This is a genomic window from Burkholderia stabilis, assembly GCF_001742165.1.
GTDB lineage: Bacteria > Pseudomonadota > Gammaproteobacteria > Burkholderiales > Burkholderiaceae > Burkholderia > Burkholderia stabilis.
Genome location: NZ_CP016442.1, coordinates 693,241 through 709,515, shown reverse-complemented (window position 1 = coordinate 709,515; position 16,275 = coordinate 693,241). Strand labels below are relative to the sequence as shown.

The following is a 16,275-nucleotide window of genomic DNA, read 5'->3' as shown; positions in this document are numbered from 1 at the left end:
TGCTGCGCGGGCGGCCCGGCTTGCGCGGCGCGCCGATATTGGTCATGATCGTGCTGCGTGCGCCGCAGCACGCGCAAGGAGGCACTTCGCAAGCCCGCGGCATGGCCGTGCGGCCCAACCGTCAAGGAGACAGACCCATGTGGTATTTCTCGTGGATTCTCGGCATCGGCGTGGCGCTCGGCTTCGGGATCATCAATGCGATGTGGCTGGAAGCGGAAGTGTTCTCGCGCGGCGACAAGCGCAATGACGCGTCGGCCAAGGGCTCGGGGAGCAAGTATTCGTGACGCACCTGGTGTTCTTCTGCGGTCATGCCGGCACCGGCAAGACCACGCTCGCGAAGCGGCTCATCGGGCCGCTGATGCGCGCGACCGGCGAAGCCTTCTGCCTGCTCGACAAGGATACGCTGTACGGCCGCTACAGCTCGGCCGCGATGGGCGCGCTGACCGAGGATCCGAACGACCGCGACAGCCCGCTCTACCTGAAACATCTGCGAGATCCCGAATACCATGGCCTGCTCGACACCGCGCGTGAAAATCTCGCGCTCGGCATCGGCGCGATCGTCGTCGGCCCGCTGTCGCGCGAAGTGCGCGACCGGCGCATCCTCGATCGTACCTGGCTCGGCATCGCGCCCGACGTCACGCTCACGGTCATCTGGGTCCACACGTCGGAAGACGTCGCGCACGAACGAATCGTCGCCCGCGGCAACCCGAACGATGCGTACAAGCTCGCGCACTGGGACGAATACCGGCAGCGCCGCTTCGTGCCGACCGGCAACGAATGCGACGGCATCGTGATGTTCGACAACACCGCACCGTCCGATACCGACGTCGACGCATTGCTGTACCGCATCGTCCCGCCCGCGCCCGCTGTGACGCTCGTCCCGCCGCTGCCGGCCTGACCGGCGCCCTTCCCTTTTCTTCCCCAAAAAACAACGCCGGAAGCGCTGCTGCGCTCCCGGCGTCGTACGGCCCTCGTGCCTGGGTCTTGCGTGATCAGGCCACTGCGTGCACGCGCTCCATCGTGCCGCCTTCGTACAGCTTGCCGAAGCGGTTCGACAGGAACGCCTTCAGCGACACCTTCTCTTGCGGGATGAAACCGCTCTGCGGCAGCTTCTTCTCGCGGAACAGATCCAGCACCGCGCACATCGCGCCGGCCGTCGTGATCTGGATCGCGCTCATGTGCATCCCGCACACGTCCTTCGCGAAGATCTTGCGCGTGAACACGTCCTGCACGAGTTGGCCGTCCTTCACGCCCGTCACCGTGACGAACACGAGCACGACGTCCTGCTTCGTCGACGGCACCGCGCGGCGCATAATCGACTTCAGCGTGTCACGGTCGGTCGACAGGCGCAGGTCTTCGAGCAGGAACTGGACCAGCTCGCGGTGGCCCGGGTAGCGCACCGACTTGTAGTCGAGCGTCTCGACCTTGCCCGACAGCGTCTCGCACAGCGTGCCGAGACCGCCCGACGTGTTGAACGCTTCGTATTCGGTACCGTCGAGCGAGAAGTGCTCGAGGCCTTCGAGCGGCTGCACCCACTGCTTGCGGCCGTCGCGGATCGCTTCGCACGGCTGGCAGTATTCGTTGATGAGGCCGTCGACGCTCCACGTCAGGTTGTACTTCAGCGCGTTGGTCGGATACTCGGGCAGCGCGCCGACACGCATCTTCACGTCGCGCACTTCGCTGAAGCCGTTCACCAGTTCGTGCGCGGCGATGCCGATGAAGCCCGGCGCAAGGCCGCACTGCGGCATGAACGCACGGTCCGAACCGTCGGCCAGTTCGCGGATCGCGTGGGTTGCACGCACGTCTTCGGTCAGATCGAAGTAATGGACGCCGGCAGCCTTCGCGGCGGCGGCGACGTTGACCGCGAGGTAATAAGGCAGCGCGTTGACGAGCGCATCGAAGCCCTTCACTGCTTCGCGAATCGCGTTCGCGTCGGCCGAATCGACCCGTTGCGTCGCAATGCCTTCGCGCGACAGCTTGGCGAGCGCATCCGCATCGCGGTCGAACGCGACGACTTCGTAGTCGCCCGTTTCACGCAGCATGTGAGCAATGGTGTGGCCGATCAGACCTGCGCCGACGATGGCGATTTTCATGCGCTTATCTCCTGATGATGGGTTTGGTGTTGTGGACGGCGTCGAGCCATGAACACAGTTTAGAGACGCGCAAAATCAGTTCCAAGACGAAGAATGATGCGAAACGACCGATAATTTCGACGCAATGACGATCAATTTCGTCTGAATGACGAAATCATCTAAAAATCGCGTATATGCCGTGCCGCAAGCAGGCCGTTGCAGGCTGCGTTCAGGAGAGCGGAAGGATGGTGGAATGGCGCGCAAACCGCGCGCGGGTTACGCGCAGCACGCAAGCCGCGCGGATGTGGAAGGGAATACGGCAAACATGCGCCGGTGACGCACAGGCGCCGCGCTCGATCATCGGGCGCGGCAGCGGCGAATACGTGAAGCCCGAGCGCGCTGCACGCACGCGCTCGCGAATGAAGAAGCGACCTGTGTAGAGAAGAGAACCCGATTGCGACATCAAACGCGACATCGCGTGCCGCGCTTCACCCGCCGACCGTCCCGCGATCGATCTTGCGCGAAAGAATGATCGACGTCGTCGTGCGCTCGACGCCTTCGAGCGTGCCGATCTGGTCGAGCAGATCGTTGAGCCGTTCGGGCGAATCGGCGCGCAGCCAAGCGACGTAGTCGTATTCGCCGCTCACCGCGCACAGCAGTTGCACTTCGGGCATCCGGTCGAGCTTGCGCAACACGTCCTTGCCGAACTTCGGCGTGAGGATGATGCCCACATACGCGTAAATGCTCGCGTCGAGCACGTCCTGCCCGAGCCGCACGCTGTACCCCGCGATCACGTTGGTGCGTTCGAGCCGCGCGATGCGGGCGACGACCGTCGTGCGCGCGACGTCGAGCTGGCGCGCGAGATCCGCGACGCTTGCGCGCGCATCGGCTTGGAGCAGCGCGACGAGTTGCCGGTCGAGATCGTCGAGTTGATCGAGGCGGGGTGGACGCATGAGGCAGATCCGGCGCATGGCGCGCCGGCAAAATGGAAGGTGACGCGATGATAGCGCCGAACGCCGGCATGCCCAAACGGGCGTTGCTCCGATCCGTTGCGAACCTTTCAATTTCTATTCGTATCGGATGTAAGCAAGTGTCGCATTCACTGTCGCGCCGTACGCAACGTGCTACTAATAGCGGGCGACGCGAGATGCGCACTTGCGGCAGTTGCCGCCGCGCCCGCTCGCCAGACACCACCCCGGAGAGCCAACCATGAAGAAAATTTCGCTCACCCTCGCTACGCTCGCCGTTGCAGCCAGCGCATTCGCGCAAACCCCGGCGCAGCCGCAGGCGGCCGCTCCGGCCGCGGCCGCCGCATCGGCACCGAGCGCCGAGCAGCGCGCGGCACGCCACGAAGCGCGCATCGAGCAGCGCATCAAGTATTTGCACGACCAGTTGAAGATCACGTCGGCGCAGGAACCGCAGTGGAAGACCTTCGCCGACACGATGCGCGACAACGGCGACACGATGGGCCGCCTCTATCGCGACCGGATGGCCAAGCACGACGTCTCCGCGCTCGACGACATGAAGCAGTATGCGGAACTGTCGCAGGCGAACGCCGACGGCGCGAAGAAGCTCGCCGACGCGTTCTCGCCGCTCTACGAGAGCTTCCCGGCCGAGCAGAAGGCGCTGGCCGACACGACGTTCCGCAGCTGGCTGCACCACGGCGGCGAGCACCGCGGCAAGGGCAAGACGAAGGGCAAGGAAGGCAAGGCGGCAGCCGCGCCGGCCGCGAGCGCACCCGCTCAGCCCTGACGCCCTCCCCGCCGGCGCCGGGTTGCCCGTCCGGGCTGAACGGCGCCGCGCGTCCCGTCGGCGATCGGCGCGTCACACGGCGCGCCGAATTCGGGATAAGCTCCCGGCTTTTCCCGCACCTCCTCGCCATGCTCGAACTCAAGCACATCGATCTGCGTACCGACCCGCAGGCCCGTCGCGTCGTCAAGGACGAAACCGTTTCCGTTGCATTTGCGGACGCCGACGGCGAACTGATGAGCCTCGAAGGCCCGAACCGCTATGTCGCGGGCGACGCGCTGATCACCGGCTCGACCGGCGACCGCTGGGTCGTGTCGCGCGAACGCTTCGACGCCAAGTACCTGCCCGCCGATCCGGCGCTCGCGCACGGCGCACCCGGCGCATACCGGAACCGGCCGGCCATCGTGCTCGCCCGCCGGATGGACGAGCCGTTTACGATCGCGCGCTCGGAAAACGGCGACACGCTGCGCGGCGTCGCCGGCGACTGGGTGATGCAGTACGCGCCCGGCGACTATGGCGTCGTGCAGGCGCAGCGCTTCGCGCAGGTCTACCGCGACGCGTAATCCCGCCATCCATCGCGCCGGCGCCATCGTCAACCGCGCAGGCGCGAACCCTCACGCAAAGTCTTCGTCGAGTTCGAGTTCCGCATCGCGCTCGACGGCCTCGCCGGCCGCGTGCCGCTCCTCGAGCGACCCGAGCATCGCTTCCGTGTACGCATGCAGCACCGCATGGCTGCGCGCGCGCTGCATCGGCTTGAGCGCCAGATAACGCGCGAGCGCGGCCGGAACGACGCGGATATCGAGCGTCATGCGCTTCGGCGTCGCGCCGAAACGCATCGCGAGCCAGTGCACGGACAGGAACCGCCCGCGCTCGTCGCTGCTTTCGGTGAAGCGCGTCTGCTCCGGAAAGAGATCGCAGATCACGCGCGCGAGCGCGTCGAATTCGGCGCTCTGGCATTCGATCAGATAGTCGTCCATCCCTTCTCTCCCGTCAGGCTGCCGTACGCGACGGCCGGCACGCCTTCACCAGTACGACGACCAGGAGCGCAGCCAGCACGAAATAGGCGGCCTCGACCCAAGCGGCCGGCAACACGCGCACCTGATACAGCAGCGTCGGCGCGACTGCCAGCGCATGCAGCACGATCGCGAGCGGCAACACGCCGGCGCGGCCGGCGCGCACGCCGCGCCATACCAGCACCGACAACGCGAGCTGCAGCACGAAAGCCGAGCAGCGTTCGAGCAGCAACAACAGGATCGACTGCGACGACAGCGTCGCGAGCATCACGTGCAGCCGCACGACGGTATCGCCCGGCAGGTCGGCCAGTTGCGTCTCGAGCTGGCCGCGGCTCGCCAGCCACGCGAGATACGACCACTGGCCCCACACGAGCACGCCGACGAACCACGCTTCGGCGCCGCCGTGACCGATTCCGTAGCCGATCGCGCGGCCGTCGCCGGCCGACGCGCCGTAGCGGCGGTTCAGGAAACGCATCCCGAGATAGCGGCCGACCTCCTCGAACACGGCGGTCGCGAGCGCGCTGTACGCGACGAACGCGAGCGGCTGCGTCAGCCAGCCATCCTCGGGCGTCCGGCTCAGCACGAGGCCGTGGAACGCGCGCTCCAGGATCATCGCAAACAGCGTGAAGACGGCGACGCCGACGATCGTGTCGCGGCGGTTGAGCGCAAGCGGCTTGCGCAGGATTCGGAAGAGAACGAGCGGCAGCAGCGCAATGATCAGCGTGGCGGCGATCAGCACCGCCAGCGTGACGGGAGCGACAGTCATGTAATTCCTTGTTCGGGGCAGCGCACCTGACGCGCTGCGTGCCCCGCATGATACTCAGCTTGCGGTCGACGCGCGCGCAATCAGCTCGCCCGGCAACATCGCGACGCGCACGTCGCCTGCTGCGCCGTCGATCCGCTCGTGCACGAATTCGACGGCCTTGTAGCCGATTTCGTAGGTCGGCTGACGGATCGTCGTGATGCCGATCAGCTCGGCCCATTCCGGATCGTCGATCGACAGCAGCGCCGCCTTCTGCTGCCACGCGGCGCCGAAACGCGCGCGCAGGTGCCGCGCGATCGCGAGCGCGACCGGCGCGTTCGCCGCGAACAGCGCCGCGCGCACACCGCGCCTCGCCGCGTCGTCGACGCGGCTGTCGAGGTCGGCGAGCGCTGCCGCGGTCGCGTCGGGGTCGTTCAGGTCGAGCACGAGCGTCGGCGGCACCGGCAACCCGCGTGCGCCCAGCGCCGCGCGGAACGCGGCCTCGCGCATGCGCCGCGAACTGACGTGCTCGAACGGCTGCACGACGAAATGGATTGCGTCGAAACCGTGTTCGATCAGGTGCGCGAGCGCCGTCTCGATCGCATCGGCGTTGTCGAGGCCGATCAGGTCGGCCTCGAAACCCTCGACCGTCCGGTCGACCAGCACGGCCGGGATGCCGCCGCCGCGCAGCGGGCGCAGCACGTCTTCCTCGGCGCCGAGCGCGTTGACGATCAGCCCTTCGACGCGGTAGGTCGTGAGCAGCTGCAGGAAGCGGCGCTCCATCTCGACCTCGTTCGCCGCGTGGCAGATGAGCGGCATGTAGCCGAGCGCGTGACACGCGGCCTCGACGCCCTGCAGCACTTCAACGGTGTAAGGATTGGTCAGGTCGGCCGCCAGCATGCCGAGCAGCCGGTTGCGGCCGCGCTTGAGCCCGCGCGCCATCTGGTTCGGCCGGTAATTGAGCCGCGCGATCGCCGCCTCGATCCGCTGACGCAGATCGACGGACAGCACATGCGTCTCGCCGTTCAGGAAGCGCGAAACGCTGGTCTTGCCCGTGCCGGCCTCACGCGCGACGTCGCTGATCGTCGCCGGACGCGTCGTGGAAGGTTGCGAATCGGTCACTGTCGTGCCTCGCGACGTACGATCCGCGCCGCTTTGTGAGCGGACGGACCTTTGTTGTTGGAAACGTAAGCCACCCGGCGGACTCCTCTGTCGATCAGCGTTAGCGCTTCAGCGCTTACGCTGATCCCATGCTTCGCGGTCGATCAGCGTTGGCGCTTTAGCACCTACGCCGACCCCATGCTTCGCGGTCGATGCGTTGGCGCTTCAGCACTCACGATGGTCTCATGCTTTCGCGGTCGATCGGCGCTGGCGTATCCGCGCCCGCCCCGGTCACATGCACAAGCAGTCGGCCGCACCGGATCTGGCGCGGATGCCCGTCGCCGGACGCCACCGGCAGTGTAGCCGGGCAGTCGATGCGACGAGCGGGCGATCATAACGCAGCCAGCCCTCCGGCACCAAGATCATCGACTCTAACGGCCCCGCTCCCCCGCCGGCCGGGTGCCCGCCGCCCGCTCAGGCCCGCGCGAGCGCATCCGGATTGACGAGATTCGTGCGCAGCGTGCCGGCCAGCGCGCCGACCAGATTTTCCGCGGCGCAGCGCGCCATTGCGTGGCGCGTCTCGTGCGTCGCCGAGCCGATGTGCGGCAGCGCAACGACATTCTTCATCTGCAGCAACGGCGAATGCGTCGGCAGCGGCTCCTTCTCGAACACATCGAGCCCCGCGCCGCGGATCGTGCCCGCGCGCAGCGCGTCGACCAGCGCGGCTTCGTCGACGACGGGCCCGCGCGACGCGTTGATCAGGATCGCGCCGCGCTTCATCTTCGCGAATTCGGGCGCGCCGATCAGATGGTGCGTCTGCGGCGACAGCGGTACCTGCAGACACACGAAATCCGACTGCGCGAGCAGTTCGTCGAGCGACACGCGCCGCGCGCCGTACTGCGTCTCGGCTTCGGCATGCGCGGACCGGTTCGCGTACAGCACCTGCATCCGGAAGCCGAGCGCCGCGCGGCGCGCGACTGCGCCGCCGATCCGCCCGAGCCCGACGATGCCGAGCGTCTTGCCCTGCACGTCGGTGCCGTACAGGTCGGGGCCGATGCTGCGATGCCAGTGGCCGGCCTTCACCCATTCGGCCAGCTCGACCACGCGCCGCGCGGATGCGAGGATCAGCGAAAACACCGTATCGGCGGTCGACTCGGTCAGCACGTCCGGCGTATGCGCGAGCACGATCCCGCGCCGCGTGAGATCCGCGACGTCGAAGTTGTCGTAGCCGACCGAGATCGTCGACCAGGCCTTCAGCCGCGGCGCGCGGTCGAGCATCTGCGGCGTGACCTTCAGGCTCGCGCCGATCGCGCCGTCCGCGTTGCCGAGCGCATCGGCGAGCGCTTCGGCGCCGTCGGCCTGCACGACGTCCGCATGCTCGCGCAGGTATGCGAGAACGTCATCGGGCAACGGCTTGTACGCGACGATACGGGGCTTCATCGTTTCATTTTCCTTGCAGCGGCGCGGCGAGCGGATGCGCATCGCGCGCCTGGGGTTTGACGGACAGCGTGAGGATCACCGCGGCGACGAGCGCGGCGCTCATGAATGCGTACGACGCGACGGGCGACCCGGTCGCACCGTTCAGGTAGCCGACGAAGTACGAGCCGACGAACGAGCCGAGCGCGCCCATGCTGTTGATCAGCGCCATCGCGCCGCCGGCGACGTTCTTCGGCAGCAGTTCCGGCACGATCGCGAAGAACGGCCCGTACGGCGCGTACATCGCGGCGCCCGCGACGACCAGCAGCGCATACGAGATCCAGAAATGCGACGAGCCGAGCGCGTACGACGCGGCGAACGCGGCCGCGCCGATCAGCAGGAACGGCCACACGAAGCCGCGGCGCGAGCCGACCTTGTCCGATGCCCACGATGCGGCGAGCATCGCGATCGTCGCCGCGAGATACGGCAGCGCGGACAACCAGCCGGTCGCGACCATCCCGAGGTCGGAGCCGTTCTTGACGATCGACGGCAGCCACAGCACGAAGCCGTATACGCCGATGCTCCAGCAGAAATACTGCGCGCACAGCTTGATGACGGCCGGCGAGCGGAACGCCTCGCCATAGTTGCGCACGGGCTTGATCGTCGCCTGCTCGGCCGCGAGCGCTGCGTCGAGGTCGCGTTTTTCCTGCGCGGTGAGCCATGGCGAATCGGCCGGCTTGTCCTGCACGAGGAACCACCAGCACACGGCCCAGATAACGGCCGGCACGCCTTCGGCGATGAACATGTGGCGCCAGCCGAATTCGTGCACGAGATAACCCGACACGATCGACATCCACAGTACGGTGACCGGGTTGCCGAGGATCAGGAACGTATTCGCGCGCGAGCGTTCGTTCTTCGTGAACCAGTTGCTGATGTAGATCAGCATCGCCGGCATCACGGCCGCCTCGACGACGCCGAGCACGAAGCGGATCGCCATCAGCGACGGGATGTTGCTGACCACGCCCGTGAGCGCCGCGCAGCCGCCCCACAGGATGAGGCTCACGAACACGAGCTTCTTCACGCTGCGGCGTTCCGCGTAGATCGCACCGGGGATCTGGAAGAAGAAGTAGCCGAGGAAGAACAGCGCGCCGATCAGCGACGACAGGCCCTTGCTGATCCCGAGATCCTGGTTGATGCCGGCCGCCGCTGCGAACCCGTAGTTCGCGCGGTCGAGGTAGGCGAGGCTGTAGGTGATGAAGACGATCGGCATGATCGTCCACCAGCGTCGGGCTGCGAGATTGGTTGCCATGAATGTGTCTCCTAGGTCGACGGGAGTTGGCGCTTCAGCGCCTACTCCCGTCCCATGCCTCGGTTGGAAAGAGTTAGCGCTTCAGCGCTTACTCTTGCCCCGTGGCGGTCGACGAGAGTTGGCGCTTCAGCGCCTACTCCCGTCCCATCCTTCAAGGAATCGACCGGGCGGGCGCTACCGCGACCGCCACGGTCTCCAGCAAAACTTGAATCCGCGGATTGTGCCGTGTTCGGCCTCTCATTGCGCGGTGACGGTTTCCTCTAAGCGATCGGCGCGATTGCTGACATTTTCGAGCCGGTCAAGTGCTTCGCGCGTCGGCAAGCCTTCCGAATCGCCGATCACCTGGATCGCGAGCGCGCCGATCCGGTTGCCGCGCGCGACGGCCTGTTCGACGCTCCGGCCTTCCAGCAGCGCGCTGACCACGCCGACCGCGAAGCCGTCGCCGGCGCCGACCGTGTCGACCACCTTTGCGACGCGCTCGCCCACGACCGTGCCCTCGCGGCCGTCGGCCGTCCGGAAGTACGCGCCTTCCGCGCCGAGCTTGATCACGACGCCACGCGCGCCCTGCGCGAGATAGAAGCCCGCGATGTCGGCCGGCGTGTCGCGCCCGGTGAGCTGGCGCCCTTCGGCGAGGCCCGGCAGCACCCAGTCGGCGAGCGCCGCGAGCGCGTTCAGCGTCTTGGCCATCACGTCGGCGGACGGCCACAGCGTCGGGCGCAGGTTCGGGTCGAACGAAATCGTCCTGCCGGCCGCACGCATCTCGCGCGCCAGATGGAACGCAAGTTCGCACGACGTCGCAGAGATCGCCGGCGCGACGCCCGTCAGGTGCAGGTGACGCGCACCGAGCACGTAGTCGGCCACGTAGTCGTCGCACGACAGGTGGCTTGCGGCCGAGCCCTTGCGGAAATATTCGACGGTCGGGTCGCTGCCGTCGTCGTTGCGCGACTTCAGCTGGAAACCGGTCGGGTAACGCGGGTCGACGGTCACGCGCGACGCATCGATGCCTTCCCGCGCGAGCGTGTCGAGCACGTAGCCGCCGAACGAATCGCGGCCGACACGGCTCATCCAGGCGACCCGGAAACCGAGCCGCGACAGGCCGATCGCGACGTTCAGGTCGGCGCCCGCGATCCGCTTCGCGAACTGCGCCGCATGCGCGAGATGGCCCGGCTCGGTGGCGACGAACATCGCCATCGCCTCGCCGTAGGTAACGACATCGAGTGCTGCTTTCATGACTGAACTCTCCAGGGTCCTTCCGCCGTCACGCGGCTGCGAGCCACGCGACGCGCCGGCTCGCATCGCCCGCGAGGTCGGCCGCATCGAACGGAAACTCGATGCCGCGCGGCGCATGCGACGGCAACGCCGCGAGCACGCCGGTCACGAGCGGGTCGTTCGGCGCAGGCGCCGCCGCAAAACGGCGCGCGCCCTCGCCTTCGACGGCCTTGCAATGAATGTATTCCACGTGCGGCGCCAGCACCTGCGCACAGTCGAGCGGCGCTTCGCCCGGCCATTGCCAGTTGCCGATGTCGAACGTCATCCCGAGCGCATCGGGCATGCCCGCCACGGCCAGCGCGTCGAACAGCCCGCGGAACTGCGCAAGCGCGCCGCCGACCGGAAGCTGGCCGTTCTCGACCACCACGCGGGCGCGGGCGCCGCGCGACAACGCGACGATGTCGGCCACGTGCGCGTTTCCTGCAAAACCGCCGAGCTGGAATTTCACGAACCGCGCGCCGAGCGCGTCGGCTTCAGCGAGCGCGTCGCGCAGCGCGTCGGTGTCGAGCGCGCCCGTTTCCGTATACAACGTGGCCGGTGTCGAGTAGACCGACCACAGCCCGTGGCCGGCCAGTTGCGCGCCGAGCGCGGCCAGCGCGTCGGGTGCGGCGTCATCGTCCGACGCGAACAGTTCGCGCCGCACCTCGAAACCGGTCGCACCGGATGCCGCCACGGTCGCGACGAATGCGCTGTGGCCCTCCTGACGCACGCGGTCCATCCCGAATGCGCTCGCCACGATCACGATGTCTGCCATTTTGCCCTTTTTCATCGGAATGGAACCGGTTCCATTTGCTTGAGACGGATGGTGCGCTTCGCTTCAGGCACACACCATAGAGGAAATCCCTAAGATCGGGCGCCGAGCCAACGCGCGACGACGGATGCCGCATCGCGCGTTCCCGCGCCGGTTCCGGATGCCTATCCGGCGGCCTGTGCGGCGAGGCTCATGTCGAGGAATTGCGCGGCGGCCCGCGACGGCGCGCCGCCGTGCGGCACGAGGATCGAGAAATGCCGCGTGAGCGGCGCCGGCGCGAGCGAGCGCAGCACGAGCGACGCATCGTCGTGGCGCAGCGACATCGCGGACACGAACCCGACGCCCATCCCCGCGCGCACGGCCTCCTTCACGGCCTCGACACCGGCGATCTCGAACGCGACGCGCATCGGCGCCGCCCCCTGCGCGAACGCGCGCTCGACGAGCTGCCGCACGGCGGAGCCCGCCTCGCGCAGCACGAGCGGATGCGCGGCGAGCGCCGCGAGCGTGACGCCCGCCTCGTATTCGGGCGCCGCAAGCGGATGCCCGGCCGGCACGATCGCGACGATCTCGTCCTCGTGCCACGCATGCACGGCCGTCCCGGGCGGCAGCGTCTCGCCGGGCGGGCCTTCGATCATCGCGATGTCGAGCGACGCCAGCGCGGCGACCACGTCGGCCGTATTGCCGCTCATCGTATGGATCGCCACGCGCGGCGCGAGCGGCTGGAACGCCGCGATCAGGTACGGCAGCAGGTAGCTCGCGGGGGTCGTGCTCGCGCCGATGCGCAGCGTGCCGGCCTCGAGGCCGCGCACGGCATCCCGAAATGCGCGCGCCTGCGCGAACGTGTCGCGCTGCGCCTTCGCGTACTGCGCGAGCTGTTCGCCGACCGGTGTCAGGCGGATGCCGCGGCCGTCGCGCTGATACAGCGGCTCGCCGAATTCGTCCTGCAGCAGCCGCAGCTGGCCCGACACGGCCGGTTGCGACAGGTGCAGCGCCACGGCGGCGTGGCTGATGTTCAGGTGTTCCGCGACGGCGGCGAACGTTATCAGTTGATCCGGGGTCATGGGGATAAATTATCGGCTTTCCGGATAGTTTATGTCACAAATCACAATTTTTCATATCGATATATCAAAATTAGGATTGCAGCATCGTAACGACGCTCCACACGGTGCTTCCATGTCCACTGCCCCGACTCCCCATCTCAGCCACGCCGCGCCGTCGATGCGCGGCCAGTTGAACGGCGTATTGTTCGTCGCGCTGTTCGCCGCCGCCGTCACGAGCCTGTCCCAGCTTCCCGCGATCGCGGGGCTCGGCCTGTCGCCGCTGATCGTCGGCATCGTCGCCGGCGCACTGTACGGCAACGCATTGCGCGACGGCATGCCGGCGAGCTGGGCGGCCGGCGTCAATTTCTCCGCGCGCAAGTTGCTGCGCATCGCGGTCGCGTTCTTCGGGCTGCGCGTGAGCCTGCAGGAAATCGCGCAGGTCGGGCTGCCGGGCCTGACGGTCTCGGTGCTGGTCGTCGTCAGCACGCTCGTGATCGGCACCTGGGCCGGCATGAAGCTGATGAAGCTCGACCGCGACGCAGCGCTCTTGACCGCCGCCGGCAGCGCGATCTGCGGCGCGGCCGCCGTGCTCGCATTCGAATCGACGCTGCAATCCAAGCCGCACCAGAGCGCGATGGCCGTGGGCAGCGTCGTGTTGTTCGGCACGCTGTCGATGTTCCTGTACCCGATCGCGTATCACGCCGGGCTGCTGAACCTCGATCCGGCCGGCCTCGGCCTGTTCTTCGGCGGCACGATCCACGAGGTCGCGCAGGTGGTCGGCGCGGCGAGCGACATCAGCCCGCAGGTCGCGCACATCGCGACGATCGTCAAGATGACGCGCGTGATGCTGCTGGTCCCGGTGCTGCTCGTGCTCGGCTGGTGGCTGGCCCGCTCGGCCCGCGCCACGGCCGACGGCGCGCAAGGCAAGCGCAAGGTGGCGGTGCCCTGGTTCGCGCTCGGCTTCCTCGGCTTCGTGATCGTCAATTCGCTGAACGTGCTGCCGGGTCAGGTCACCCACACGCTGAACGTGCTCGACACCTTCGCGCTGACGATGGCGATGACCGCGCTCGGCATCGAAACGCGCGTGGCGCAGATCCGCGCAGCCGGCCCGCGCGCGCTGATGACCGGCCTGATCCTGTACGTGTGGCTGATCGCCGGCGGCTACGGGATCACCTGGGCGGTGCAGCACTGGCTTGGCTGAGCCGCATGTCCGCAACACTTCGCGCGCCGCGCCCGACGGGATGGTCCCGCGGGCGCGGCGCAGTGCTATGCTTCGCGTCGTTTTCCATCGCCCTCTTTCAGCCGTGCTCTCGTTCCTGCTGAAGCTGCGCACTCGCGCCCAAACGCTGTTCCGCCTGTCGGACGCCCATACGATGCTGATCTGGTCGGCCATCGTCGGCGTCGGCGGCGCCTTTGCCACGATGGCGTTTCGCGAAGGCATCGACCTGATGCAGCACCTGATCTCCGGGCACAGCGGCAGCTTCGTCCAGATGGCGAAAAGCCTGCCGTGGTACGTCCGGTTCTGGATGCCGGCCGCGGGCGGCTTCCTCGCCGGCTGCGTGCTGCTGCTCGCGACGCGCGGCGACAAGCAAGCCGGCAAGACCGACTACATGGAATCCGTCGCGCTCGGCAACGGCATCGTGCCGGTGCGGCAGAGCCTGTGGCGCAGCGTGTCGTCGCTGCTGACGATCGGCAGCGGCGGCTCGATCGGCCGCGAAGGCCCGATGGTGCAGCTCGCGGCGCTGGCCGCGTCGCTCGTCGGCCGCTTCGTGCATTTCGACCCGCCGCGCCTGCGCCTGCTCGTCGCGTGCGGCGCGGCGGCCGGCATCACGTCCGCGTACAACGCGCCGATCGCCGGCGCATTCTTCGTGTCGGAGATCGTGCTCGGCACGATCGCGATGGAGAGCTTCGGGCCGATGGTCGTCGCATCGGTCGTCGCGAACATCGTGATGCGCGAATTCGCCGGCTACCGGCCGCCGTACGAGATGCCGGTGTTTCCGGCCGTCACGGGCCCCGAGGTGCTGCTGTTCGTCGTGCTCGGCGCGCTGTGCGGCGTGCTCGCGCCGCAGTTCCTGCACCTGCTCGACGCGTCGAAGAACCACTTCAAGCGGCTGCCCCTGCCGCTGCCCGTTCGGCTCGCGCTCGGCGGCCTCGTCGTCGGCGTGATCTCGGTGTGGATTCCGGACGTGTGGGGCAACGGCTACAGCGTCGTGAACCACATTCTCCATTCGCCGTGGACCTGGCAGGCGCTGGTCGCGGTGCTCGTGTTCAAGGTGATCGCGACCTCCGCGACGGTCGGCTCGGGCGCGATCGGCGGCGTCTTCACACCGACGCTGTTCGTCGGCGCGGTGTTCGGTTCGTTGTTCGGGCTCGCGATGGAAGCAGTGTGGCCTGGCCATACGTCGGCCTATTTCGCATATGCGATCGTGGGGATGGGCGCGTTCATGGCGGGCGCGACGCAGGCGCCGCTGATGGCGATCCTGATGATCTTCGAGATGACGCTGAGCTACCAGGTCGTGCTGCCGCTGATGGTGTCGTGCGTGTTCGCGTATTTCGTCGCCCGCGCGACGGGTACGACGTCGATGTACGAGATCACGCTGCACCACTACCAGGACGCGCAGGAACGGCTGCGGCTGCGCACCACGCAGATGCGCGAGCTGATCCAGCCGGCGCAGACGGTCGTGCCGCTCACGGCGAGCGTCGCCGACATGACGCGCGTGTTTCTCGAATATCCGGTGAAGTACCTGTACGTGACCGACGACGCCGGGCGCTTCCGCGGCGCGGTCGCGTTGAAGGACATCACGTCGGACCTGCTCGACAAGCGCGACACGACCGACAAGACGGCCGCGCACTATGCGCATACGCCGTTTCCGCTCCTCACGCCCGACATGCCGCTCGCGACCGCGCTCGAACGCTTCATGGCGTTCCAGGGCGAACGGCTGCCGGTGATCGAAAGCGAAGCCGAGCCGACGCTCGCGGGTGTGGTCTACAAGACGTCGCTGCTCGACGCCTACCGGCGGATGACCGGCGAGCGCTGACCGGCACTTGCCGCACCGGCCCTTCTCACGCCGCCGGCCGCGCCCGCGAACCGTCCTGCGCGCTCAGTCCGGCGCGCGTCCCAATACGACCCGAGCGAAGAACCCCGCGAGCACCGACTCGGCCACGTCGGCCGGCACGTGCTGCGGGTCGGCCGTGTAATACGACTGCACGCCGTCGCACAGGCACATCAGCCCGAACGCGAGCGTCTCGGCCGGCAGCAGCAGCGGCGTGCCCGAGCGCTCGGCGAACCGCTGGATGAATTCGGCCATCTGCAGGCGCTTGCCGTGCAGGAACTGGTTGAAGAGGACGCGGAATTTCGCGTCGCGCGCCGCCTGCAGCTTCGCCTCGCCCCACAGCAGCGCGAATTCGTCGTCGCGAAACAGCGTCCGGTAATGCGCGAGCGTCATCGATTCCATCTGCTCGCGCGACCCGCCCTCGTCGAAAATCGCCTGGAAATCGGCCTGCACCGACGCATGGTCGCGCTCCAGCAACACCAGCAGCAGTTCCGACTTGCTGCGGAAATTCGAATAGAACGCGCCGCGCGTATAGCCGGCCGCCGCCGCGATGTCCTCGACGCTCGCGGCGACATATCCTTTCTTCAGAAAAATACGGTGTGCGGCATTCAGCAGACGTTCACGCGTCTGGTCCCTGCTCTGCTCGCGGGTTAAGCGCTGAGGTTTCATGGCGCGCAGTCTAGCACCATTCCCCTTTCGGATTCATCTTTGCATTCAGATACAGGTGTGTATTAGAATCCGCCACAGTTTCCGAAAGATG

The 16,275-nt window shown here is 67.5% G+C and carries 18 protein-coding genes; 6 read left to right on the top strand and 12 right to left on the bottom strand.

Annotated elements, in window-relative coordinates; genetic code table 11:
• Positions 1–137 precede the first annotated feature (137 nt).
• Together cydX and BBJ41_RS03385 are read left to right on the top strand one after the other, a co-directional pair.
• Positions 138–284, top strand: coding sequence for a cytochrome bd-I oxidase subunit CydX (cydX, locus tag BBJ41_RS03390; RefSeq protein ID WP_069747558.1), 147 nt, complete (start codon positions 138–140; stop codon positions 282–284).
• Positions 281–898 (top strand): P-loop nucleotide/nucleoside kinase family protein, encoded by a 618-nt coding sequence (locus tag BBJ41_RS03385; RefSeq protein ID WP_069745315.1) that lies wholly within the window; start codon positions 281–283, stop codon positions 896–898. Before cydX ends, BBJ41_RS03385 begins: the two co-directional genes overlap by 4 nt.
• A 94-nt stretch (positions 899–992) precedes the next feature.
• Here BBJ41_RS03385 and BBJ41_RS03380 read toward each other — a convergent pair whose 3' ends face one another.
• From BBJ41_RS03380 to BBJ41_RS03375, 3 genes are all read right to left on the bottom strand, one after another.
• A complete protein-coding gene (locus tag BBJ41_RS03380; RefSeq protein WP_034181371.1) occupies positions 993–2,093 on the bottom strand; it encodes a saccharopine dehydrogenase family protein in 1,101 nt (366 codons plus the stop codon).
• Positions 2,094–2,301: 208 nt separating this feature from the next.
• The gene (locus tag BBJ41_RS40195) at positions 2,302–2,547 is read right to left on the bottom strand and encodes a hypothetical protein (protein WP_156814736.1); all 246 of its coding nucleotides are present in this window, start codon (positions 2,545–2,547) and stop codon (positions 2,302–2,304) included.
• Positions 2,548–2,560: 13 nt separating this feature from the next.
• A complete protein-coding gene (locus tag BBJ41_RS03375; protein WP_047900755.1) occupies positions 2,561–3,025 on the bottom strand; it encodes an Lrp/AsnC family transcriptional regulator in 465 nt (154 codons plus the stop codon).
• 256 nt (positions 3,026–3,281) lie between these two features.
• Here BBJ41_RS03375 and BBJ41_RS03370 point away from each other — a divergent pair, with 256 nt between their 5' ends.
• Together BBJ41_RS03370 and BBJ41_RS03365 are read left to right on the top strand one after the other, a co-directional pair.
• Positions 3,282–3,824 (top strand): Spy/CpxP family protein refolding chaperone, encoded by a 543-nt coding sequence (locus tag BBJ41_RS03370; protein WP_069745314.1) that lies wholly within the window; start codon positions 3,282–3,284, stop codon positions 3,822–3,824.
• Positions 3,825–3,952: 128 nt separating this feature from the next.
• Positions 3,953–4,384 carry a PGDYG domain-containing protein gene (locus BBJ41_RS03365; RefSeq protein WP_069745313.1) on the top strand — a complete coding sequence of 144 codons (432 nt, stop codon included), beginning with the start codon at positions 3,953–3,955 and terminating at the stop codon, positions 4,382–4,384.
• A 51-nt stretch (positions 4,385–4,435) separates the two neighbouring features.
• Here the strand turns inward: BBJ41_RS03365 and BBJ41_RS03360 are convergent, their stop codons facing one another.
• The 8 genes from BBJ41_RS03360 to BBJ41_RS03325 all read right to left on the bottom strand — a co-directional run bounded on the left by BBJ41_RS03360 (position 4,436) and on the right by BBJ41_RS03325 (position 12,483).
• The gene (locus tag BBJ41_RS03360) at positions 4,436–4,798 is read right to left on the bottom strand and encodes a DUF3022 domain-containing protein (protein WP_069745312.1); all 363 of its coding nucleotides are present in this window, start codon (positions 4,796–4,798) and stop codon (positions 4,436–4,438) included.
• Between the two features lie 13 nt (positions 4,799–4,811).
• Positions 4,812–5,600 carry a YhfC family intramembrane metalloprotease gene (locus tag BBJ41_RS03355; RefSeq protein ID WP_069745311.1) on the bottom strand — a complete coding sequence of 263 codons (789 nt, stop codon included), beginning with the start codon at positions 5,598–5,600 and terminating at the stop codon, positions 4,812–4,814.
• A 54-nt stretch (positions 5,601–5,654) separates the two neighbouring features.
• Positions 5,655–6,698 (bottom strand): LacI family DNA-binding transcriptional regulator, encoded by a 1,044-nt coding sequence (locus tag BBJ41_RS03350; RefSeq protein WP_069745310.1) that lies wholly within the window; start codon positions 6,696–6,698, stop codon positions 5,655–5,657.
• Positions 6,699–7,151: 453 nt separating this feature from the next.
• Entirely contained in the window at positions 7,152–8,117 is a 966-nt protein-coding gene (locus BBJ41_RS03345) for a 2-hydroxyacid dehydrogenase (protein ID WP_069747557.1), read from the bottom strand.
• A gap of 4 nt (positions 8,118–8,121) precedes the next feature.
• Positions 8,122–9,402, bottom strand: coding sequence for an MFS transporter (locus BBJ41_RS03340; protein WP_069745309.1), 1,281 nt, complete (start codon positions 9,400–9,402; stop codon positions 8,122–8,124).
• Positions 9,403–9,639: 237 nt separating this feature from the next.
• Positions 9,640–10,632, bottom strand: a complete 993-nt coding sequence (locus BBJ41_RS03335; RefSeq protein WP_069745308.1) for a sugar kinase — start codon at positions 10,630–10,632, stop codon at positions 9,640–9,642.
• Positions 10,633–10,660: 28 nt separating this feature from the next.
• Positions 10,661–11,425 carry a xylose isomerase gene (locus BBJ41_RS03330; protein ID WP_069747556.1) on the bottom strand — a complete coding sequence of 255 codons (765 nt, stop codon included), beginning with the start codon at positions 11,423–11,425 and terminating at the stop codon, positions 10,661–10,663.
• A 161-nt stretch (positions 11,426–11,586) separates the two neighbouring features.
• A complete protein-coding gene (locus tag BBJ41_RS03325; RefSeq protein WP_069745307.1) occupies positions 11,587–12,483 on the bottom strand; it encodes a LysR family transcriptional regulator in 897 nt (298 codons plus the stop codon).
• A gap of 112 nt (positions 12,484–12,595) precedes the next feature.
• On the opposite strand from BBJ41_RS03325, the gene BBJ41_RS03320 reads away from it, so the two are divergent.
• Both BBJ41_RS03320 and BBJ41_RS03315 read left to right on the top strand, forming a co-directional pair.
• Positions 12,596–13,663: a YeiH family protein gene (locus BBJ41_RS03320; RefSeq protein WP_083281792.1), complete on the top strand. Its 1,068-nt coding sequence runs from the start codon at positions 12,596–12,598 to the stop codon at positions 13,661–13,663.
• Between the two features lie 103 nt (positions 13,664–13,766).
• Positions 13,767–15,500, top strand: a complete 1,734-nt coding sequence (locus BBJ41_RS03315) for a ClcB-like voltage-gated chloride channel protein (protein WP_197680895.1) — start codon at positions 13,767–13,769, stop codon at positions 15,498–15,500.
• Between the two features lie 63 nt (positions 15,501–15,563).
• On the opposite strand, the gene BBJ41_RS03310 is transcribed toward BBJ41_RS03315, so the two are convergent.
• Entirely contained in the window at positions 15,564–16,184 is a 621-nt protein-coding gene (locus BBJ41_RS03310; RefSeq protein ID WP_069745304.1) for a TetR/AcrR family transcriptional regulator, read from the bottom strand.
• Positions 16,185–16,275: the final 91 nt, after the last annotated feature.